Raw genomic sequence first — 23,835 nt, 5'->3', positions numbered from 1 at the left:
AAATACTGTAAGGTGTTACAACAGTAATATTGCTGAGCGATAGTTTCTGTAAACATGATCATGTTTACTTCGAAGTTTACTTTGAAGTTTACTTTGAAACAAAACGCATAATACGTTTCAGTAAACTTGCTGAGGTGTATCCACCACACAATTTGTCATTAATAAATATAAAGGGGTAGCACTTCAATGTGTTCGATATTTTGTATATTAGATATTAAAACCGGTGCAGACGCACTACGTCCAAAAGCTTTAGAATATTCTCGCTTACTTCGTCATCGTGGTCCAGATTGGTCTGGTATCTATAACAATGACCATGCAATTTTAGTGCATGAACGCCTATCAATTGTCGACACTGAACATGGTGCTCAACCATTATATAACGCTGATAAATCGAAGGTTTTAGCGGTTAATGGTGAAATTTATAACCATAAAGCATTAGCCAGCCAATATACGCCTGACTATGATTTTCAAACGGCTTCTGATTGTGAAATTATCATTCCAATGTTTGAGAAATTTGGCACTGATTTTGTTGACAAACTCCAAGGCATGTTTGCTTTTTGTTTATATAACGAGCACGACAATAGCTACCTAATTGCCCGTGATCACATGGGTATTATTCCACTTTATACCGGTTATGACGCTGAAGGTAACTTCTATGTTGCCTCAGAAATGAAAGCGTTAATGCCCATTTGTAAAACGGTAGCAGAGTTTCCTCCAGGTCACATATTAGATAGTCGAGTAGGTAAAGTTGAAAAATATTATCAACGCAACTGGCAAAAATATTCAGCGATAAAAGATAACAATACCAGTAAAGAAAAAATACGTGAAGCATTAGAAGAATCAGTTAAAAGCCATTTAATGACTGACGTACCCTACGGTGTGTTACTTTCTGGCGGTTTAGACTCATCGTTAATTTCAGCTATTACACAAAAATTTGCTGCTCGACGTATCGAAGAAAACGACTTGTCTGAAGCATGGTGGCCTAAAGTTCACTCTTTTGCCTGTGGCTTAGCTGGTTCCCCCGATTTAATTGCAGCTAAAACTGTTGCTGATAGCATAGGTACAATACACCACAGTATTATATTTACCGAACAAGAAGGTATCGACGCACTTAAAGAAGTGATTTATCACTTAGAAACTTACGATGTAACCACTATTCGTGCTTCTACACCTATGTATTTAATGGCGAGAAAAATAAAAGCCATGGGTATTAAAATGGTGCTTTCTGGTGAAGGTGCCGATGAAATATTTGGCGGCTATTTATATTTTCACAAAGCACCTAATGCGGAAGAGTTTCATAACGAATTGTTGCGTAAGCTCGATAAACTGCATATGTTTGATTGTCTACGTGCTAATAAATCTATGTCAGCATGGGGCATTGAAGCACGCGTACCCTTCTTAGATAAAAACTTTATGGACGTTGCTATGCGCATTAATCCAGAAGATAAGATGTGTGGCAATGGCAAAATGGAAAAAGCTATTTTACGCTCATCTTTTGAAGGTTACTTGCCAAAAGAGATTTTATGGCGTCAAAAAGAGCAATTTTCTGATGGTGTGGGTTACTCTTGGATTGATGGTCTAAAACAACATGTTGAGGCACGAGTCAGTGACCAACAATTGGCCAGCGCAGAGTTTAAGTTTCCAGTGAATACACCAGAGACTAAAGAAGCTTATTTTTATCGCACTATTTTTGAAGAAAACTTTCCGCTAGCATCAGCAGCAGATTGTGTACCTGGCGGAAAATCAGTCGCCTGTAGTACACCCGAAGCCTTAGCTTGGGATGAAAGTTTCGCTAATATGGCTGATCCATCAGGACGTGCCGTGCAAAGTGTGCATAATGATAGTTATTAATCTTAGCTAACTAAGTTACTTTGAGCTCAAAAATTAAAAACCGACTAATAAAGTCGGTTTTTTTGTACAATATTTGCTAAATATTATACAGTTACTCTCAACTTGGTATGGTACCAAATAAATCAATTCATTAACCCAATGGCTATTATAGCCACTGTTAGTAGGAAGCTCTCTTGTCAAAACGTGTAGAACCTGAAATTCCAACGATTAGTATCGATCAAGATCAAGTTAAGATGGCTCGTGAACCTGTTGCTAAAACACACAAGTCAGAGCCAGTGCACTCTGCAGATAATGCACCCAAAGCATTATCTGCGGTGCAAACATTATTAATATTAATACCTTATTTCGCTCTAGCAGGTACTGGCTGGTATTTTTATCAACAGCAAATAAGTGTAAACAATATTTTAGTGTCGAGCTCTGCGCGAATTCAACAGCTAGAAAATCAACTTTCAGCTACCGGTGAAGAAATGGGTGAGTCAACTATTGCTTTAAAGGTGAAGTTAGAGACAATTAGTGAAAAAACAGAGTTATTATTATCTGAAATGGATAAGCTTTGGGCTTCTGCTTGGCGAAAAAATCAGCAAGAAATTAAAGCCTTAAATTCAAAAAGTATAAAAATAGCCCAACAGCAAGATAAAAACACTCGTTCGGTTAGCCAACAAAATAACGCACTTAATGACTTAAAAGATAAAATTACCACCAACGAGTTTTCAATCAATGCTGTGTCTGAGCAAATGGTTACTGCCAGCAGCTTAAAAGAGCAATTTAAAAAATTATCTACTCAGCTCAATACCTTAGATGCCAATGCAAAAAGTCGTGATAAACAACAAATGTTTACCGCAACTAGTGTCAATCAGTTTGATACTAGTCTGCAATTATTGGTGGAGCGACTAGAGCGCTTAGAAGCTAGGTTAGTAAAGCCAGGTCTTTAAACTAAGAAGGTTAAAACACTAAGGCAGTTGTTACATAATTAGTCCTTCTGCCTTTCTCACCTCCTACTTTCCTCCCTGTAAAAATAATAAAATAATTCACAGGGAGAAAAGAAGGAGGACGGCAGAAGAAGTTAAAGTTAAAGTTAAAGTTAAATGATATTTTAAATCAGCATGATGGCATGACAACCGACCCTACAATATTTAAATCGCTACTCATTCTTTTCTCCTGCTTTCCTCCCTGTAAAAAATAATAAAATAATTCACAGGAAGAAAAAAAGGAGGACGGCAGGAGAAGTTAAAGTTAAAGTTAAAGAAGAAGTTAAATGATATTTTAAATCCGACTGTCTTGATTAAAATACGCACTGTACACTCAATAAATACGATCACAACTACAGTGAGCAATTAAAAAAGGCGATTACCCGTTGTTGGTAATCGCCTTTTTTATTTTTTCATTTATCTTAAGTGCTATTGATAATGCTTATCAGCTTAACTTTAGTGTCTGAACAATTTCTTTAACTAATGGTGGGCCTTGATAAATAAAGCCGGTATACACTTGGACTAATTTTGCACCCGCCGCTATTTTTTCTTGAGCATCTGCGCCCGATGCAATACCGCCAACACCAATAATGGGCAGTTTGTTATCAAGTGCTTTTGCTAGTAATTGAATAACTTCAGTACTTTTTTCTTTTACCGGTGCGCCACTTAATCCACCCTGTTCATTACCAAAAGGTAAATGTGACACTTTATCCCGTGCTAAGGTGGTATTCGTGGCAATTACGCCATCAATATTATTGGCAATTAAACACTCGGCAATAGACTTTATTTCCTCGGCATTTAAATCTGGCGCTATTTTTACCGCAACAGGCACGTACTTACCATATTGCTCTGCTAACGCAGTTTGCTCAGTTTTTAATGCGGATAATAATTCATTAAGTGCATCGCCATATTGCAATGAGCGTAAACCTGGGGTATTAGGTGATGATATATTAACCGCAATATAAGTAGCATGGTTATAAACTTTGCGCATACAGTGAATATAATCATCTTTGGCATTTTCATCTGGCGTATCTTTATTTTTACCAATATTAATACCTAAAACACCGCGGTACTTAGCTTTAATTACTTGGTCAACAAGATAATCAACACCTTTATTATTAAAACCCATACGGTTAATAATAGCGTTAACTTCTGGTAACCTAAAAATTCTTGGCTTGTCATTACCTGGTTGAGGTCGCGGTGTTACGGTTCCTACTTCAACAAAGCCAAAACCTAACGCTTCAAAGGCTTTAATACATTCGCCATTTTTATCTAATCCTGCGGCTAAACCAACTGGATTAGGAAAATTAATGCCCATAACCTCGACCGGCTTATTTGCTATGGTTTGCTTATAAAGCAAATTAAGCGGCGAAGCGCCAGTTGCTTTAAAGCCTTTAATCGTTAAATCGTGAATTGCTTCTGCATCGAATTTAAAAAACACTTTACGAATAGCTGAGTAAAACATAATACCTCTTTAATTAAATATAATTGCCCTGCGAGAAACTAACATCAATCGCTAAACATAAACTTGATGACAAAAAAATCCCCGCTCATGGCGGGGATCTTAACACTTATTTCACGGGGTCGCAGTTCAAACTTAACAACATTAATTCTCGTAAAGCAACTGAGAATTTTGCAAACTCATGAGTTTGACCAATTCTAAAGTTAGCCAAAATATGCTGCCAACGCTCAAGCGGTTGAGCATTATCTACAAACCAGTTTTCCAACATGGCATCAATATCAGTCGAATTTTTATTACCACGTAATATTACCGAAGTTAATGAACGTTGTTGCCAATCAAGTTCTTCTCTAAATGACGACCTTGCCAGCGCTTGCCAGTGATTCGACACCGGTTGTGTGGTAATTTGATCTAAGAACCAGTGTAAGTCTAATCTCGCACCTAGTTTAAAGTAAAGATCAGTCGCTAATTCGGTTGGCACCGCTTCAGATTTTGCAATTTCTGCAATATCCATTACCGAGAACAAAGTGCTCAGTAATGAAATTCTTAATGCCACAGACTCAGGCGCACCCGCTTGAATCAAATCATCTTCCACGCGCTTAATTTGCGCCGCTTCATTGTCAACCATATAACTTGTAATGTTACTCGAAAGTGCAGCAAATGTTGTATGGTAAAATTCAATTGACTGAGCAATATTCAATGACTTAGTACGATGACGAAGGAACCAACGCGTAGCGCGGCGCACGGTTCTGCGTAACTGAAATAGCATTTCTGTTTGAATAGAGGTAGATATTTTATTATCTAAATCACTGATCTGCTTCCAAATATCAGACAACTCAAACACTGCACTCGCCATACTATAGCAATTAGCTATTTCAGATGTTGTTGCCCCTGTTTCTTCTTTCATACGGTGAACAAAATTAAAGCCCATATCGTTACCAATATTATTAGCTAATTTAGTCGCTATAATTTCAGCTCGCAGAGGATGGTGTTGCATTTGCGCACTGTAATTATCTTGTAGAAATGTTGGAAATGCTTTAATCAATAAGCTCTGATGAAATTCATTATCACTAATTTCAGGACAAACAAGTTCTTCTTTTAACACCATTTTACTGTAAGCAAGTAAAACAGAAAGCTCAGGGCGTGTTAGCCCTTTACCTAAAGATAAACGCTCGGCAATTTCTTCATCGCTTGGAATAAACTCTAACGCTCTATCTAATTTACCAGAACGTTCTAACTCAGTAATAAATTGCGCTTGCTCTTTTAATTGCTTAACACCACGTAACTCTGTAATTGACAAAGAATGGGTTTGGCGATAACAATCGTCTATTACAATATCACCGACTTCTTCGGTCATGTCATAAAGAATTTTATTACGCTGCTTAACGGTTAAATCTCCTTTTTGTACTAAACCGTTTAATAAGATTTTGATGTTAACTTCGTTATCTGAACAATCAACGCCACCGGCATTATCAACAAAGTCGGCATTAATTCGGCCACCTTTAGCGGCAAATTCAATTCGCCCTAAGTGCGTTAAACCTAAATTACCGCCCTCACCAACAACTTTGGCTTCCAAATCTAAGCCGTTGATACGTAGTGAGTCGTTAGCACGGTCACCTACTTCTAAGTGAGATTCTTTTGAACCTTTGACATAAGTACCGATACCGCCGTTCCATAACAAATCAACCTTCATTTTTAATAAAGCTTGAATTAAATCATTGGGCGCCATACTTTGTTTTTGTGTACCAATCATTTTCTTAATTTGCGGCGTCAACTTTATTGACTTAGCAGAGCGATTGAATAATCCCCCTCCTTCTGAAACCAGAGACATATCAAAATCTTCCCATGAACAACCTGGAAGATTAAATAAACGCTCACGCTCAACATAAGTAGCAGCAGCATCTGGCGTTGGATCAATAAAGATATGCAAGTGGTTAAATGCGGCTTGTAGACGGATGTGCTTTGATAATAACATGCCATTACCAAAAACATCACCAGCCATATCACCAACACCAACGACAGTGAAATCAGTGGTTTGACAATCAACATCCATTTCGCGAAAGTGACGTTTTACTGACTCCCATGCGCCTTTAGCAGTAATTCCCATGCCTTTATGGTCGTAACCGACACTGCCACCTGAGGCAAATGCGTCGCCTAACCAAAAATTAAACTCGTCAGAAATACCATTAGCAATATCCGAAAATGTCGCGGTACCTTTATCGGCGGCAACCACTAAATAAGGGTCATCTTCATCGTGGCGGACAACGTTTAATGGTGGCACTATTTCACCGTTAATAATATTGTCGGTAATATCAAGTAGGCCACGAATAAAGGTACGGTAGCACTCTTTACCGGCTTCAAAAATTTCATTTCTGCTGCCACTAGGTAGTTGCTTACAAACAAAACCACCTTTTGCACCCACAGGGACAATAACGGTATTTTTAACTTGTTGGGCTTTCACTAAACCTAGCACTTCAGTGCGAAAGTCCTCACGGCGATCAGACCAACGCAAACCACCACGCGCCACTTTACCGCCGCGTAAGTGCACACCTTCTACTTGCGGTGAGTAAACGAATATTTCAAATTTAGGCAAAGGCAAAGGTACGTCAGTAATTTTCGCCGGTAAAATTTTGAATGAAATATAAGACTTCTCACCCGTAACAGGATGCGGCTGAAAATAGTTAGTACGAATAGTGGCACTAATCATTTCAACAAAACGACGAATAATACGATCATCATCTAAGCTAGCAACACTGTCTAAAGACGACTCAATGCTAGTGTGGACCTTATCTATTAATTTTTCATTTAACTTTTTAGTGGGTGAAAAACGTAAATTAAATAGTTTAATTAATAACTTAGCAATACTTGGATAGCGTGCAAAAGTGTTTTCAGTATAATTTTGACTGAAGGTACCCCCAATTTGACGCTCATATTTAGCATAGGCACGGATAATCGATACTTCACGACCACCTAATTCAGCGCCTAAAATTAAACGGTTAAAACCGTCATCTTCTAACTGCCCTGACCACACTTTTGCAAAAGCATCTTGGAATAAGCTTTGAACAATCTCTAAGTTAAACTTACCTTTACCAGTAAGTAACATTGAAAAATCTAAAATCCAATAGACTTCACCGCTTTCAGATTTTACTGCATAGGGGCTTTCACCGATAACACGTAAACCAAAGTTTTCTAACATCGGTAAAACATCAGATAAATGCAATGGTTCACCTGAGTGGAACAGCTTTAGTTTTACCGAGCGGCTGTTAGCATCTTCTTCTTGCGGTTGGTAAAACAACATTTCAAGTTTGTTATCAGCAGATAAAGCTTCAAACTTTTCAATATCGACGATGGCTGTACCCGGTAAAACTTCATCTTTATAAGCTTGTGGGAAGTTAGTATATTTTCTACTTAACGCTTTACCTTTCGCTTCGCCTTTATGTGAGTTTAATGAATCAGCTAAATTATCATCCCAACTGCGTGCAGCATGGTTTAAATTCTTTTCAATTTCTTTCACATTAATGTCTGCTTTTGTCGAATTAACTTTAACGATATAGTGTGTACGAGCTTGTGCGGACTCTGAGAAGTAAGTGGTGAATTCTACTTCTTCATTGCTACCTAATGCTTCTTGTAGCAACTTTTGAGTATTAACACGTAACGCAGTGTTGTAACGTTCGCGTGGGACATAAACCATACAAGAGTAAAAGCGGTTGAAGGCATCACGGCGCATAAACAAGCCTGAATAATCACGCTCTTGCATTTGAAATATACCCATAACATTTTTCAATAATTCAGCGGGTAAACTTTGTAAAATCTCATCTCTTGGGTAAGTTTCAAGTATGTTAATTAATGCTTTATAAGCATGGGTGCCTTTAGCAAAACCAGAATTGTTACAAGCGGCTAAAACTTTAGACTTGATTAGTGGCAAGTCTAACGCGCTATTGGTGTAATAAGCCGAACCAAATAAACCAACAAAGCGCTCTTCACCAATAACATTACCTTTATTGTCAAAACGTTTAACGCCAATATAATCAAGGTGAGCGGGACGATGTACACGCGACTTGGCATTGGTTTTTGTTAAAACAAGTAGGTTATTGCCTAAAGCTACTTCTCGAGCTGATTCGCTCAAATCAGACATCAGGCGCTCTTTGCTGCCGCCATACTGGTTCATTAAGCCTAAGCTAGAGTCAATATCGGCCGACAGCGCTATATCGCCTTCCAAGGTTTTAATTTGGTAAGAGCGATAACCTAATAAGGTAAAATTATCGGCTAACATCCATTCTAAAAAGCTCACACTATCGCCTTGCTCTTCTTTAGAACAAGGTAAAATAGCTTGCTTAACTTCGTCAATAACACTACGTAAGCGTGCTTGCATGGGTTGCCAATCGTTCACCGTCACCGCAATATCACTGACAACTGAATGTAATTCTTTGGCAATACTTTCTAGTACCTTAGTGTCTATTTGACGATCAATTTCGATAAAAAATACCGTTTCAACTGACGTTGACTTAAACGCTTGGTCGACAGAAGAGGAAAGCTTGGTGATATTTTTGCTTTTATCACGAATAATTTTTATTGGCGAATTTAGCATTAAATGTGGTGTTAGGTTCAATCGACTTAAGGCAATACGCACAGAGTCAACTAAAAATGGCATATCACGGACAATTATTTCGATGATGGTATGGCTAGATTTCCAACCATTTTTTGACACCTGTGGATTAAACACTTTAATCACAGGTTTGTCATCTTGAGAATCGTTTAACGTATTCCAAAGGCTTAGCGTGGCACCGTACATGTCACTGTCATTTCTATGATCTAAATCTAAAGTTGAAATGTTTTTATAAAGCAACTCAGAAAATTGATTTACAAGGGGAGCTGTTGCCGGTGGAACTTTTTTTTGTATTAACTGTGCTACGTTTGAGAGTATCACTGAGGGTAAACCGTCTACTAACGTCATGCCTTTTTCCTTTTTGGATAAAACGCTTGAAATAATTACTATTTTTTAGTCTTTGTAAGCGAAGAGACTATAACAGTGATCTTATTAATAAACATAGGGGAATGCGAGGACTATTTTAGATACATTACTTTAAAAACTGTACATTTATGTCCCTATCAGAGCGACATTTTCTATTTATTCATTAGTTATAAATAGAAAATGACCTTTCGGTCATTTTCTTGTTTATTTATGCATAATTATTCTTTCAATTAATTAGCATTTATTTTCGTTGTGGCCATAAAAATGCAGCGATAGCTGGTAATACTAGTACGGCAGCAATCATATTGACTAAAAACATAAAGGTTAATAATATGCCCATATCAACTTGGAATTTCAAATCAGAGAAAAACCAGGTTGAAACACCAATAGCTAACGTCACTCCGGTGATTAATACCGCACTACCTCGCTCTTTAAGTGCGTCAAAATAAGCACTTTGAACTGTAGCGCCATTGCGAAGCTTAACACTCATGGTAGACAGAATATAAATGCCGTAATCAACACCTATACCGACACCTAATGCAATAACCGGTAACGTCGATACCGTTAAGCCAATATCAAGTGCGGTCATCAGCCATTGTGCAAGCGTTGATACCACGTAAAGTGGCACAACTACTGCGATTGTTGCTCTTAAACTTCTAAAGCTTAATAAACATAAAATAATCACCGCACCATAAACATAAAGCATCATCGGGATCTGAGCAGCTTCTACCGCTTCATTAGTCGCCGCCATAACCCCAACAGGACCAGAGGCAAGCTTAAACGATAAGTTATCATTACCAAAATCAATCGCAGCTAGTTTTGCTGCATCAACCACACGATTAATTGTTTCAGCTTTATGATCTTCTAAAAACAAAATCACCGGCATAGCACTACAATCGCTATTGAGTAAACCACTCGAAGATGGCACTCGTGCAATTGATTGCACTAAGGTTTGTGGGTTACGTGATAGTACACGCCATTTTGGATTACCTTCGTTATAGCCCGAATTCACTATTTTTGCGATGGACGGTAAACTCACCGCTGACTCTACACCTGGAATATTTTCCATACGCCACTGAAATCTATCAATAGTGTTCATGTGATCATAGTAAGTACAAGCGTCTGCCGTAGTTTCAACAATAATCGACATATAATCGACACTAATGGCATATTTATCAGTAATTAAAAAGGTATCTTGGTTATAGCGCGATTCTTCATGAAGTGACGGTGCACCGGCATGTAATTCCCCTATTTTCATATCCTGGGCTTTTTGGTAGCCAACAATATAAAGCACAGCGGTACAGGCTAATATAATCAATGCTACCTTACGTGTTGCGAATAATGACATAAAATGCCATATACCATCAGCTGCAGAAGCCGCTTTACTTGGCTGCTTTGCTTTGCTTTTTGGTACATGCAGATAAGAAACTAACAGCGGCAACAACACCAAGTTGGTCAAAATAATCATCGCAACACCTAGTGAGGCGGTGATGGCAAGCTCACGAATAATACCAATATCAATAGATAACAGTGTCATAAAGCCAACCGTATCTGACAACAGTGCGATACCACCTGGCACTAACAGCACCCGGAAACTCAATTGCGCGGCTTCTTTACTGGTTTTTCCACTATTAACCATTTTGGAGACTGAGTTAATCATTTGCACACCATGACTAACACCAATTGCAAAGACTAAAAAGGGCACCAATATCGACATCGGGTCTAAGCCAAAACCAAGTGTTGATAACATACCAAGTTGCCATACCACAGCAATCAATGAACATGAAATGGGTAAAATAGTTAAAGCAAGTGAGCGACAAAACCAAAATACCATTAATGTAGTAATAGCAATGGCAATAGCAAAAAAGGTTACAACCCCTTTTGCTCCTTTTGCAACATCGCCCACCATTTTGGTAAAGCCAATGATATGTATTGAGATATTATCTTTTTCAAACTCACCCCGAATTTCATTTTCCAATTGTCCGGCAAGTACAATGCTATCTAACTTCTTACCGGTATTTGGATCAATTTCCATTAATGAGGCTTTCACCATAGAACAACTGTAATCATCAGCAACAATACTACCAACAATACCCGCTTTTTCTATATTACCTTTTACAATAGCTAAACCCGCGGCATCTGGTTGAAAGCTTGCAGGTATTACCGGGCCACCGGCAAAGCCATCTTCAACAATTTCAACAAATCGTGTACTCGGTGAGAATAAAGATTTCACCTGAATTCTATCAACACCGGGTATAAAAAACAGCTGGTCGTGTACACCTTTTAAGGCGGTAAAAAACTCAGGATTAAAAATATCCCCGCTACTGTCACACACTGAAATTAATACGTTATTTGCACCACCAAAATTCTCCCTATGCTCGAGATAGGTTTTCATATAAGTGTGGTTAAGTGGAATATGCTTAGTAAAGGCCGCATCAAGTTTAATTTGTGTTGCTTGAAACAACAAAAAAATACTGGTTAGAGCAAAAAATACCAATACCGCTAAACGACGACGAAAGAGTGTTGCTTCTACAACATTAATAATAGAGTTAAATTTCATGACAGTTACTTAGTTACGTTAATGGTTTTGATGCCAACATCAGAGACGGCGATAATTTTATTTTTATACCAAACCCCGGCTATAAGTGCTTTACCGTCTTTTTGAAGATGTTGGGTAAAGGTAGCACCATCATCGCGACTTTCTAATAATACGCCGTTATTACCCAATATAAACACCCGTTGATCGTCACTAAGCACAATAGCGCTTAACAAGGCGGTAACATTGCTATCAATTGCTTGCCATGGTGTACCATTTCGTAAACTACGAAAGATATGACCTCGCAAACCCACAACCAGTAAGTTGCCTTCCTGTGTGCGATTTATATCGTAAAATGAGCCTGGATATATCTCATCAAGTTTTTGCCAACTAACACCAAAATCATTACTTTTTGCAATTAGGCCCATTTCTCCGGCTATGTATAAGGTACGACCATCGGCAACAACGCGATTAAAATGCGGTAATATACTGCTTTGCACATCTAAATACGCCTCTTCATCTTCCCGTTTTAATTCGGCTAAATACGCTTGGTCTTCTGGATAAAGAAGTTCATTATGATGCTCTATAGCCCAATGCTCGCCACCATCATTTGTGCGATAAAATAAACCATAGGAGCCAAGAGCAATGCCATTTTTTTTGTCCAAAAACAATACATCCAACAGCGGCTTCTCTACTTGTGGCAGATGCTGTTGTACTTGCCAAGAAATACCACCATCTTTTGACGATAATATGGTCGCGTCATGACCAACTGCCCAACCGTTGTTTTTATCGGTAAAGTAAACCGCGGTTAATGTCACTTGTACCGGCACTTGTGCTTGTTGCCATTGCACACCATCTGTCGAAAATAGAATGTGACCACGCTCACCGACAACAACTAATTTTGACTGATTAATCACCGTAATATCAAGCAAGAGTGATTTACTCGCCAGTGGAGCAATGACCGAGTCTAGTGTTTGCGCATTAATAATAGGGATAGTAAGAAAACTGAGTAAAATAACGAGAAGACGCATCATTAACTATATTAGCTCCATTGATTTGAACTGTAGAGACCGTAGGCCTCAAGTTAGATAGGTTAAGGAGAAAATGAGCCTGAGTGATGCCCATTGATACCATGATATCCCCAGTCTTTAGCTTAGCTAAAAAACAGAGGAATGAAAAATTTAATAACGCTTTGAAAACTTTAAAACAAAAACGGCTAGCACTAGCCAGCCGTTTTATTAACCTTCTTACTTATCTGCGACCTTCACGACGTAATGCTGAAGACGTAAAGTCTACATCATTTAAATCGGCGGAAAAGTCATACATACTAGCTTCATTGTCTAAGCCCATCGCAATATAGCGGCGAGATTGTAGATCATGAAACACTTCTAAAGTTGACCATTGCGTTGGTACTTCATAGTAATTAATACCATGAGCAACACCCACTCGATATAGCTCATCACGGTTGTCATAAATGTCAGTAACCGCTACTTGCCAGCTATCTTCGTCAATATAGAACACCCGTTTTTTATAGGTATGACGCGTATCTGATTTTAAGTTCGCCTCGACCACCCAAACGCGATGTTTCTCGTAACGTACTAGTTCAGGATTAATATGACCCGGTTGTAAAATTTGATCATATTTTAAATCATCACTATGCAAACGATAATCATTATAAGGAATTAACAACTCTTGCTTGCCTTTTAATGTCCAGTTATAACGATTAGGTGCCCCGTTAAACATGTCAAAGTCATCTGTTGTTCTTAAGCCATCTGACGCTGTACCTGGTGCGTCATAAGCAACATTAGGTGCACGACGAACACGACGCTGGCCAGTATTATAGGTCCAAGCTTGACGAGGCGTCTTTATTTGATCCATAGTTTCATGAACCAATAAAGCCGTACCCGCTAAACGTGCTGGCTCAGTCACTTTTTGTTTAAATTTAAATAAAATATTGGTTTTTTGAAGCTCTTCAGCTTTAACACCCTTAACGCCATAGGGTATAAGTAACTGATCATCAAAGCCCATATAGGTATAATCGCCTGATGCTGTTGGCGCTGCTTGACCACCTTCACGAACTATTTTTTCACCGCGATAACGTAAAATGTGATTCCAAATGGCTTCTAAACCGTCACTTGGTACTGGAAATGGGATACCAATTGCCGCTTGAATAATACCATTGCCACCTTCAACTAATTCAGTTCTAGTGGCATTGTCCAAAGTCGCCTGATAAACATGCTCAGGATACGATGCTGAACGACGAGATTGATAAACACTCATTTTGTAAGTATCAGGGTAGGTTTCAAATAACTTAATTTGGCCTGGCGTTAATAAGTCTTTATATTGCGCAAGATTCTTAGCCGTGATGGTATACATCGCCTTATCATCAGCAAATGGATCTATATGATGATCGCCTACAGTATAACCCGCCGGTGCTGATTTAATACCACCGGTCCATGCAGGAATAGAACCATCGGCATTAGCTGCACGAACAGCACCAAACGGCGTTAATTCTTTTTGTAACTTAGCCGCATCTTGATCGCTAATTTTTGCAGTAGCACCGGTTGATGCTAATGCGACGGTCACCGCTATTGATACTAGCGTTGCCTTTTTAAAGGTATTTTTAAAAATATTTTTCATGTAAGTAGTCCTCATACAGCTTTAAATTGAATACTTGATGTTAAAAGATACATAATCGCGATCTTCCATTTGATTAGTCGTGCCTACGCCACCAAAAAAGCTGTTGTAACTAAAGTCTGCAGACCAACGGTTTTGGTAGTCAAAACCTAAACCTAATGACACTGACTTTCTCTCTTCAACAAACAAGAATAATGGATCCGGTGTAATACCGTTCACATCATGTGAAAAGACAACTTTTGGTGAAACGTTAATGCCAGCAAACACATTGGTATAATCCAACTTACCCACAAAGCGGTAACCCCATGCAAATGCACTTGGGAATGGGTTTGTTTCAACGCCGTCTTGTAGCGCTAGTTCTAAACCTTCTTTACCTGCAACACCACCATTTCGACTAGTGCCGGGGCCATTTAGACGTAAAACTTCTTGATCAGGCATATCACGAATATCAATACCACCCACTTCAAGTAAAGTCACAAATTGACTAGCACCCAATGTTGGGCCCCATAAATGGGTTAAGGTCATTTGTGCTTGTATGGTATCAGATAAAATATAGCCATTAGCACGGGTACCACCAGCGAAAACAGGCATTTGTGAAATACCATCAAGCTCATTACGACCTAAATCGTTAGCTAACTGTTGTGGCATAGCCGCAAATAACAATTCAACATCATCTATTTGCAAGGGTTCATCTTGACGGAAGGTCACTTCACCGGCAACCGATGTTGTGCCAATAGCGGTATTAAAGCTCAAAGCGTAAAGCTTTATATCTTCAATATAATCCAGTTCAACACGTGAAAAAGCTTGTAGATTTGTATAGTTTTGTTCGGTTATTTCGTTAGCTAATAAATAGCCAAGATCACCTCCAGGCACGCCTGTTGTTAGTAAATCACCAATTAACGCTTGCTCAGAAAAATCAGCTGTAATACCTGAAAAAACTGGACGGCGACTATGGTAATTCATGTGGTATAAACTAATTTCAGTGTCATTAAAATCAGGCAAATACCAAGATAGTCTCAAGCCATATTGGCCACCATCTTCAGGTTCATTTTCAGCGCCAGCTTCACGCAAGGTTAATTTTGTTGGGAAACCTCCAACATAAGCACTCGTCGCGTCGGCAATTGGTACAGTGCCATTTAAAATTTGCGCTCTTAGTACGTTCAAATTTGTAACAACTGAGTCTAAATCCATATCTGGATTACTAGCAAAGTTTAATTGCACATTATTATAGTGACCACCGTCACCAGCAAAATCATTGGTTGAAAAATAACTTCCTGGGGCAGGTAAAACCGTTTTTTCCCAGCTATATTGATAAAACATTTCAACGTTAAAGTTTTCTGAAACACCTAACGATGCCCACACGGCGCCAAAAGGAATAAAGGCTTCTTTTAGCTCTGCGCCTGGCGCTTTTAAGCGGGCAATATCTACCGGGTTAAGTTCACTAATACCGTGAGAGATTAAGGTACTTTCGCCCCAACTAATCACCTGTTGACCAACACGGACAGAAAATGGCATGGCACCAATATCAAAATCACCATAAACGAAAGCATCTAACATACGAACGTCACGACATACTTGATCTTTCGCTTCATTGTCACGACATGGGTCATTGACCTGACCAGAACTTGGATTTGTCCAAGCTCTCGATTTATCGACCATTTCAAAATCATAAAAATACATCGCACGGCCAAAAAAGCCTAAATTTTCATAACGTACACCAAGCTCATGGGTACCTTTAATTAATTTTGAAAAGCTTTCACCCGAATTAAAGTTTAAATTACCGTTGTCACCATTAGTAGAATAACTTCCAGTACCATCCCATACAGTAGCGGCACCTGGATTTGTATTGAGTATTGGATGATATTGGCTAAAATCAAAGCCATTATTAACGTTATTAGATTTTCCAACGTTATCATTCCAATTACGATCTTCTACTCGCCAGCTTGTACCTGCTGAAAATGTAGAATCAAAAGTAATGTCAAAATTTCCTAACTCAAAGGTTTTTGCCTGAACATTAACGTTAGCGAATGTTATCAAAGCAGCGGCTATACTCAGAGCAAGCGGCTTTTTGTAGAAGCCGTTACGAAGGTTCTGTTTCATTTTCTATCTCCCCAGATGTGATTTTGCATTTTATTTTTATATGCTACGTACATGGTATAAAACAATAATTACATCATTTTGACCCAGTGGCAAGCGCTAAAGTCTTTGTTAAAGCCCTTTATATTCAAGACTTGAATCAAGTCATCTGATGAGAACAAAAAGGCGTTTAAAACACTTGTTTTAAACGCCTGATCTTAATAAGCTGCAATCCTCAAATAGTGAACAGAAATAACCGCCGACATACAACCTAGAATTAACGACACTTATTTCAAATGGTCTGACCACTGTTTAAAGCAAAAACTCTAATCATAATGTTTTATCTAATGATAAAAACTTATTGTTAAGTGTTTGTAAGCAAAAGCGCCCTTTTATGCCATTTCCAGTTAAGTAAACGCGTAAATGCATAGCTGGAAATTCAATCTTTACTCTCTGCTCCGTCATAACAATAATTGAGTTAACTCGCCCTTGATAATAAGGTAAATATTCTTGACTCGTTATATTCAAGCTAAAATAGTACTTCATGCTCCTTTCCTAATGCGCCAACGCAGCATCAAGTTTTTCCTTTAAATCTTTTGAAATATTTACTTGCTTAGCAAATTGTTCAAGCTTGGTTTTTATCATGGTTTGCCTGTGCTGATCAAACGACTTAAATTGAATAAGCGGCGTAATTAATCGTGATGCCACTTGTGGATTAATATCGTTAAGCAGAATTAATTGTTCAATTAAAAACTGATAACCCCGGCCACTTGCACAATGAAAGTAACGCGGATTATTGGCGACAAAGGCACCAATGAGTGCGCGAGCTCTATTAGGATTCTTTAAGCTAAATAAGGGATGTGCAATAAGGAGCGCTAAATTTTCATAAATAACCTCTTCATTAACACTTGCTTGTATCGCAAACCATTTATCCATCACTAAGGGTGTATCACGCCATTTATGCTCAAAGTCTGACATCATAACTCCAAAAGATTGATGATGATTTTTCGCCGCGCAGTTGAGCACAGCTAAAGTGTCGGTCATATTATTCGACTGCTGAAACTGTCTGGTTAATAAAATTTCTTGGCCACTAAGCGAACTCAAATAAGATAGGCAAATATTTTTTAATGCCCGTTTGCCAGTAGCAATACCGTCGCTGGCATATTCAGCTTGTGTATTTTGCTGATACTGCTTTAAAAATAACGGGGCTAACTCTTTCGCTAACACTTGCTTAACACTATCAATGGCGTCAAGTAGAGCGATAGGGTCAACTTCTTCAATATTGTCAACTAATTCACTAAAGCTGGGTAATGTTAATTGTTCCGCCTTAAAAGCGGCTGAAATATCGGCGGTTAAAATTGTCCTAAAGGCCTGATATATATGTGCAGGTAGACTCAATGTCGGGTCTAGCATTAACTGAGTGATATAAGTGGTTAGTAGCTTTTGCCCCGCATCCCAACGACAAAATTCATCTTTAGCATGTGTCATAATACATTGCAGGTCTTGATCCGATCGTGCGAATTGAGTTTTAACTGGAGCAGAAAATCCGGTCAATAAGGCCAACACAGGTTTTTTGTTAAAAGCTTTAAAAGTCCATGTTTGCTTTTGCTCGGTTAATTGTAGCAACTGCGACCGGTTTGGCTGACCATCATTGGTAATGAGTTCAATACCAACAGGAATATGTAAGGCCAGATTTTCACCATTAGCTTGTGCTATGGTTAATTGATATTCAGACAAAGCTTCATCAAAGCTTTCGCTAACCTGTAATACAGGCGTGCCTGCCTGGGTATACCAGCGCTTAAATTGACTAAGATCAACACCCGAAGCATCTGCCATGGCACTGATAAAGTCATCACATGTCACTGCCATACCATCGAAGCGTTGAAAGTATAAATCTACACCTTTTCTAAATTTATCCACGCCAAGCAAGGTATGGATCATACGTATAACTTCAGCACCTTTTTCGTAAACTGTTAAGGTGTAAAAGTTATTCATTTCGATAACTTTTTCTGGGCGAATCGGATGTGCCATTGGGCCAGCATCCTCGGCAAATTGCAGCGAACGTAACACCCGCACATTTTGAATACGGTTAACGGGCGCTGAATGCATATCGGCACTAAACTGCTGATCTCTAAATACTGTCAGCCCTTCTTTTAAACTGAGTTGAAACCAATCTCGACAAGTAACACGATTACCCGTCCAGTTATGAAAATATTCATGGGCAATAACCGCCTCAACATTAAAGTAATCAACATCGGTTGCGCTCGCTTCATCTGCTAAAACAAATTTGCTATTAAATACATTCAGTCCTTTATTTTCCATCGCGCCCATATTGAAAAAATCTACAGCGACTATCATGTAAATATCAAGGTCGTATTCAAGCCCAAAGGTTTCTTCATCCCAGTTCATCGCATGTTTTAACGACGCCATGGCATGATGCGCCTTATGAATATTGCCCTTATCAACAAATATTTCTAAAGCAACGTCACGGTCAGAGCTCGTGGTATAAGTGTCTTTTAAGACATCAAAATCACCGGCAACTAAGGCAAATAAGTAACACGGTTTAGGAAAAGGGTCATGCCATTGCACAAAATGCTGACCATTGGCTAAATTACCTACTGCGATCTTATTGCCATTTGATAACAAATAGGGAAACTGCGCTTTATTGGCAATAACTTTAGTGGTGAACGTTGCCATGATATCGGGACGGTCAAGGTAATAGCTAATACGCCTAAAACCTTCCGCTTCACACTGAGTACAATAGGCCTCGCCTGACTTAAATAAGCCTTCAAGTGCGGTATTTTCTATCGGATTAATTTCAGTCACAACTTCTAAGGTAAATTCGTTGCGATCAATAGCAATAGTTAAACTGGTATCACTAACGCGATAATCATCACTTGAAAGCGGCTTGTCATCAATCAAAACTGATAATAAAGTTAAGTGCTCGCCATCAAGTATTAGCGGGTCGTTGTTTGACACCTTTTTGATCATTTGCATACGATTGATAACACGAGTTTTATATTCATCGAGTTCAAAAGTTAACTCAACGGTAGAAATAGAAAAGTTTGCTTCGCTATAGTCAGCTAAATAGCGGGGGGTAAAATCACTCATGCGCATCCTTAATAGATTACATTGTATATTATACCGATCCCATTAATTTATTACTCACTTGTGCCAGTTAAAATAGTTCAAGGTTGTGTTGCGCTCGCTCCCAATAGCCAGCTATTGGTCAATCGAACGCCTTACCTTGATTTATTTTTCCTGCACGCAACAAAATCACAAACTTAATGGAACGGGTATTAGTTAGAAATTAACGCCTGAAATAGACATTAAAAAGCCTGTATTAAACAGGCTTGGTGAATATTTATTAATTTTGTAAATTTTTAGTTCTTTGTCACTAATCTCTTTATCTTAAAGCCCATATAACCATATGTCACGGCTAAAATAGGGTTAATTAAGTTAAAAAAGCAATAAAATATATAATCATAAGAGGTTAATGCCATCGCGCCAAACATAAAGGCACCACAGGTATTCCAAGGTATTAATGGTGAAGTAATAGTGCCAGAGTCTTCTAATGTTCGGCTTAATACAACAGGGGCTAAGCCCCTTTTTTCATATTCTTCTTTGTACATTCTTCCCGGCATCACAATAGCCATGTATTGGTCGGCCGTAATCAAGTTAGTGCCAATACATGTGGCTACGGTACTGGCAATTAAGCTACCTGTTGATTTGGCTTTCGCTAAGATTGATTCAACAAACTTTTTCAACATGCCTAGATGTTCTAAAATTGCACCAAAGCTTAATGCAGTAACCACTAGCCAGATGGTATTTAACATACCTGACATGCCGCCACGGCTTAGTAGCTGATCAATTTCAGTATTACCTGTTTCAACCACTACGCCATCAAAAAATGCCGTCCATACCACCATAATGGTAGCTTTAGTTGAATCTACACCTGCTTGAGCCATGCCCGAGATCAAATCTTGTTGAAAAATCACCGCCCAAATAGCACCTAATACCGCGCCGATAGCAACCGCCGGAAAAGCGGGCATTTTTTTATAAGCCATAATTAATAGTAGCAGCAAAGGAATTAAATTCAAGGCTGATATGTTGTAGGTGTTTTCCAACGTGCTAGTCAATGACACAATACTGTCGGTGTTACCCACCCCTGAAGTAGAATGATTAAAACCAATAATAAGGAATAAAATGAGCGCAATAGTAATCGAAGGAATCGTGGTCCATAACATATAACGAATGTGAGCAAATAATTCACTACCAGCTACGGCAGGTGCTAAATTAGTCGTTTCAGATAATGGTGATAGTTTGTCGCCAAAATAAGCGCCTGATATCACGGCCCCCGCAGTAACCGATGGTGATAATTCAAAGCCACCAGCAATACCAATAAACGCAACACCTACGGTCGCAGCCGTGGTCCAAGAGCTACCTATGCTCATCGCTACAATACCGCACACTAAGCACGTTGCGGCATAAAACCAACTGGGGTCTATTATTTTCAAGCCATAATAAACCATCGTGGGCACAGTACCTGATAACAACCATGTACCAATTAATGACCCTACCGCTAATAAAATAAGCACCGCGCCTAAAGAAATTGATATGCCATGGATAATTGCTTTTTCCATCGCGTGCCATTTATGACCATTTTTCAGCCCGATCACTGCGGCGACACCCGTTGCTAAAAGCAAGGCTATTTGGTTAGGTCCTGATGATGAACTATCACCAAAAAAAGTTACTGCGGCAATTAATAAACAAATAAGGACAACGATTGGAATAAGAGAATCCAACATGGAAGGTTGTCGCAAAGATTGAGGGTCAGACATAGATAAATTTACACCTTATTATCTTAATTATTATAGTGGTTAAATTATTTGTGCTAGTAAGATGCCGACTGTTCGCAGATAGTGCAAGTTATTTTTGACAATAACCATCTAACTAGCCCTTTGTTTATAAGGATTTAAAGAATAATTATGCAATTATTTCAGCTAAAAAGCAGTCATGCCTGTTGCATTAAGTTTGTGTTCTTGTTGTGCGCAGAAAAATAAATCAAGCAACGGTACTCGATTAACTCATAGCTGACTATGGGTATTGAGAGCACAATTTTTTAGTTTTATAAAAATCTAAGTACTCACCACCAGAGAGGCGATATAGTCTTAGCTTTTTTTAATCTAGCACAAATAGGTAATAACTTAATAAAATGGCGTGCAAAACACCCTAGCACTAAAAAGCCACCCAAAAGGTGGCTTTCATTATTATATCAATAAAATTGTTATTTTTTTGCGACTTTACCCAGTGACACTAAGTCAAAAGTAATTTTTGCTGTTTCGTCTAAAAACGGGTCTAGTGCTTCTAAATCTTCTGGTAAGTCATCTAAATCAGCGACTTTTTCTTTACCCATAACGGTAAGTCGTTCATTAGCTCGCTTTAATTGCTTAGCTTTACGGCTCTCTCTTTTTTCTTTACGCTTAGCTAAGTTTAGCGAAATGTTTTTATCATCTTTTTCAGCTTTATATTCTGCAATATCAGAAAGTAAATAATTAAACTCTTGGTTTTTTTCGATACGTGAACTATGCAATGAAGTCAAATATGATACCGCTTGACTAATATCATTAAGCTTACGATATCGGGCTTTTGGAATTTGATCCCAAGGTAAGGCATTTTCTTCCTTACTTTCGCCCCAATCAGCTGGATCTATTGCCGATGGAAATTCAATATCAGGTAATACTCCCCGATGTTGGGTACTGCCGCCATTAATACGATAAAACTTGGCAATAGTAAATTGGATACTGCCAAACGGTTTTTCGTACAAATCATAAACCCGGCCTAAACCTCTATGTTGCTGCACAGTACCTTTGCCAAAGGTGTGCTCACCAACAATAACGCCGCGTCCATAATCCTGAATTGCCGCTGAAAATATTTCTGACGCAGAAGCACTGTAGCGATCAACCATGACCGTTAACGGCCCATCATAAAAACTGATACCGTCTTTATCACTGTTAACTTGTACGCGGTTAGCGCCATCACGCACTTGTACTACTGGGCCTTTATCAATAAATAAGCCAGTAAGTAAAGTCGCTTCTGTTAACGAGCCACCACCATTGCCACGCAGGTCAACAATGATACCTGCCACGTTTTGCTCTTTAAGTTTAGCTATTTCTAGCTTAACATCACGAGAAAGATGGTTGTAGAAGCTCGGAATCGTGATCACACCCAGTTTTTTAGTGTTTTCATCGCCTTCTTTTTCAAAATAAACTTCTGATTTTGCCGCGCGATCTTCAAGTTTTATGGTATCTCTAACAATAGAAACCACTTTAATACTGCTATCATCTTCTGATTCTGGCCCTAAAACTTGTAACCTGACCTTGCTGCCTTTAGGTCCTTTAATCAGTTCAACCACGTCATCTAAACGCCAACCAATGACGTCAACAAACTCTTCATCAGCTTGTGAAACACCGACAATACGATCTTTAGGGCTTAATTCGTTAGACTTATCTGCTGGGCCACCAGAAACCACACTTTGGATAACGGTATAGTCTTCTTCTGCACGTAAAACTGCGCCAATACCTTCCAGTGATAAATTCATTTCCATTTGGAAACGTTCGGCATTACGAGGAGATAAATAGGAAGTATGTGGTTCAACTACGCGCGCAAAGCTGTTCATGACGACTTGAAAAACATCTTCACTCTCACTTTGCTTTAAGCGTTTAATCGCATAACGATAACGTTTACCTAATACTTCTTGAATTTTTTCCCACTCTTTACCCGCTAAAGTTAAGTTTAGTGCATCAAATTTAACTTTTTTACGCCATAACTCGTCTAGTTCATCAACAGATTTAGGCCATTGAGCATCTTCACGATCAAAGTTGTAGGTTTCATCAAGCTCAAAATCAAAAGGTTTTTCGCTTAATAAAAGACTTAATGCATATTGATAGCGTTCTAATCGGCGTTGTAAATTAAGGTTATAGATTTCGTAAGCAACATCGAGTTTACCGCGAGAAATTACCGTATCAAACTCATCACGATATTGCTCAAAGCCCTGAACATCAGAAGCCAGAAACACGTTACGGGCGTAATCTAACTGCTTAATGTAACGATCAAAAATTTGCTCAGAAAGTAAATCGTCAATTTTTATTTTTTTGTAGTGTGCACGCGTAAATTGTGCCGTAATTCGCTTTGTAGAAGTGGCATGTTGGCTTTCTGGCGCCAATATCAACAAGCTTTCATTGTCTGCCTTGGTCTCAGCAAAACCTGAGATACTGACAAGTGACAATGATATTGCAACAGCTATACAACAAAATTTATGCATTCACGTACTCCA

Annotated in this window: 12 protein-coding genes; 2 read left to right on the top strand and 10 right to left on the bottom strand. The window is 38.7% G+C overall.

What is annotated here, in order from left to right:
* The first annotated feature begins 186 nt into the window (after nt 1-186).
* Both asnB and ESZ39_RS01205 read left to right on the top strand, forming a co-directional pair.
* On the top strand, nt 187-1,851 hold the full coding sequence (gene asnB, locus ESZ39_RS01210; RefSeq protein ID WP_146877966.1) for an asparagine synthase B: 1,665 nt from the start codon (nt 187-189) through the stop codon (nt 1,849-1,851).
* Nucleotides 1,852-2,024: 173 nt separating this feature from the next.
* The gene (locus ESZ39_RS01205) at nt 2,025-2,783 is read left to right on the top strand and encodes a hypothetical protein (RefSeq protein ID WP_146877965.1); all 759 of its coding nucleotides are present in this window, start codon (nt 2,025-2,027) and stop codon (nt 2,781-2,783) included.
* Between the two features lie 481 nt (nt 2,784-3,264).
* Here ESZ39_RS01205 and pyrD read toward each other — a convergent pair whose 3' ends face one another.
* From pyrD to prc, 10 genes are all read right to left on the bottom strand, one after another.
* The gene (gene pyrD, locus ESZ39_RS01200) at nt 3,265-4,284 is read right to left on the bottom strand and encodes a quinone-dependent dihydroorotate dehydrogenase (protein WP_146877964.1); all 1,020 of its coding nucleotides are present in this window, start codon (nt 4,282-4,284) and stop codon (nt 3,265-3,267) included.
* A gap of 106 nt (nt 4,285-4,390) precedes the next feature.
* Nucleotides 4,391-9,232: an NAD-glutamate dehydrogenase gene (locus ESZ39_RS01195; RefSeq protein WP_146877963.1), complete on the bottom strand. Its 4,842-nt coding sequence runs from the start codon at nt 9,230-9,232 to the stop codon at nt 4,391-4,393.
* 259 nt (nt 9,233-9,491) lie between these two features.
* The gene (locus ESZ39_RS01190; protein ID WP_146877962.1) at nt 9,492-11,810 is read right to left on the bottom strand and encodes an efflux RND transporter permease subunit; all 2,319 of its coding nucleotides are present in this window, start codon (nt 11,808-11,810) and stop codon (nt 9,492-9,494) included.
* Between the two features lie 5 nt (nt 11,811-11,815).
* A complete protein-coding gene (locus ESZ39_RS01185) occupies nt 11,816-12,820 on the bottom strand; it encodes a WD40/YVTN/BNR-like repeat-containing protein (RefSeq protein ID WP_223270192.1) in 1,005 nt (334 codons plus the stop codon).
* A 217-nt stretch (nt 12,821-13,037) separates the two neighbouring features.
* Entirely contained in the window at nt 13,038-14,426 is a 1,389-nt protein-coding gene (locus ESZ39_RS01180; protein WP_146877961.1) for a DUF1329 domain-containing protein, read from the bottom strand.
* A gap of 21 nt (nt 14,427-14,447) precedes the next feature.
* Nucleotides 14,448-16,523, bottom strand: a complete 2,076-nt coding sequence (locus tag ESZ39_RS01175; protein WP_146877960.1) for a DUF1302 domain-containing protein — start codon at nt 16,521-16,523, stop codon at nt 14,448-14,450.
* A gap of 306 nt (nt 16,524-16,829) precedes the next feature.
* The gene (locus tag ESZ39_RS01170) at nt 16,830-17,045 is read right to left on the bottom strand and encodes a DUF2835 family protein (protein ID WP_146877959.1); all 216 of its coding nucleotides are present in this window, start codon (nt 17,043-17,045) and stop codon (nt 16,830-16,832) included.
* Between the two features lie 9 nt (nt 17,046-17,054).
* Entirely contained in the window at nt 17,055-19,616 is a 2,562-nt protein-coding gene (gene pepN, locus ESZ39_RS01165) for an aminopeptidase N (protein ID WP_411266849.1), read from the bottom strand.
* 266 nt (nt 19,617-19,882) lie between these two features.
* Nucleotides 19,883-21,340 (bottom strand): Na+/H+ antiporter NhaC, encoded by a 1,458-nt coding sequence (gene nhaC, locus ESZ39_RS01160; RefSeq protein WP_146877957.1) that lies wholly within the window; start codon nt 21,338-21,340, stop codon nt 19,883-19,885.
* Between the two features lie 446 nt (nt 21,341-21,786).
* Nucleotides 21,787-23,823, bottom strand: coding sequence for a carboxy terminal-processing peptidase (gene prc, locus ESZ39_RS01155; RefSeq protein ID WP_146877956.1), 2,037 nt, complete (start codon nt 23,821-23,823; stop codon nt 21,787-21,789).
* Nucleotides 23,824-23,835 lie beyond the last annotated feature (12 nt).

This window comes from Colwellia sp. C1TZA3 (assembly GCF_007954265.1).
Classification (GTDB): Bacteria; Pseudomonadota; Gammaproteobacteria; order Enterobacterales; family Alteromonadaceae; genus Cognaticolwellia.
This window is presented reverse-complemented; position numbering and strand designations above follow the sequence as displayed.

Bases quoted from the DNA above. Each gene is read 5' to 3' on its own strand.
- asnB (WP_146877966.1), top strand. From the start codon at position 187: ATGTGTTCGATATTTTGTATATTAGATATTAAAACCGGTGCAGACGCA.
- pyrD (WP_146877964.1), bottom strand. From the start codon at position 4,284: ATGTTTTACTCAGCTATTCGTAAAGTGTTTTTTAAATTCGATGCAGAA.
- ESZ39_RS01195 (WP_146877963.1), bottom strand. From the start codon at position 9,232: ATGACGTTAGTAGACGGTTTACCCTCAGTGATACTCTCAAACGTAGCA.
- ESZ39_RS01190 (WP_146877962.1), bottom strand. From the start codon at position 11,810: ATGAAATTTAACTCTATTATTAATGTTGTAGAAGCAACACTCTTTCGT.
- ESZ39_RS01185 (WP_223270192.1), bottom strand. From the start codon at position 12,820: ATGATGCGTCTTCTCGTTATTTTACTCAGTTTTCTTACTATCCCTATT.
- ESZ39_RS01180 (WP_146877961.1), bottom strand. From the start codon at position 14,426: ATGAAAAATATTTTTAAAAATACCTTTAAAAAGGCAACGCTAGTATCA.
- ESZ39_RS01175 (WP_146877960.1), bottom strand. From the start codon at position 16,523: ATGAAACAGAACCTTCGTAACGGCTTCTACAAAAAGCCGCTTGCTCTG.
- ESZ39_RS01170 (WP_146877959.1), bottom strand. From the start codon at position 17,045: ATGAAGTACTATTTTAGCTTGAATATAACGAGTCAAGAATATTTACCT.
- pepN (WP_411266849.1), bottom strand. From the start codon at position 19,616: ATGCGCATGAGTGATTTTACCCCCCGCTATTTAGCTGACTATAGCGAA.
- nhaC (WP_146877957.1), bottom strand. From the start codon at position 21,340: ATGTCTGACCCTCAATCTTTGCGACAACCTTCCATGTTGGATTCTCTT.
- prc (WP_146877956.1), bottom strand. From the start codon at position 23,823: ATGCATAAATTTTGTTGTATAGCTGTTGCAATATCATTGTCACTTGTC.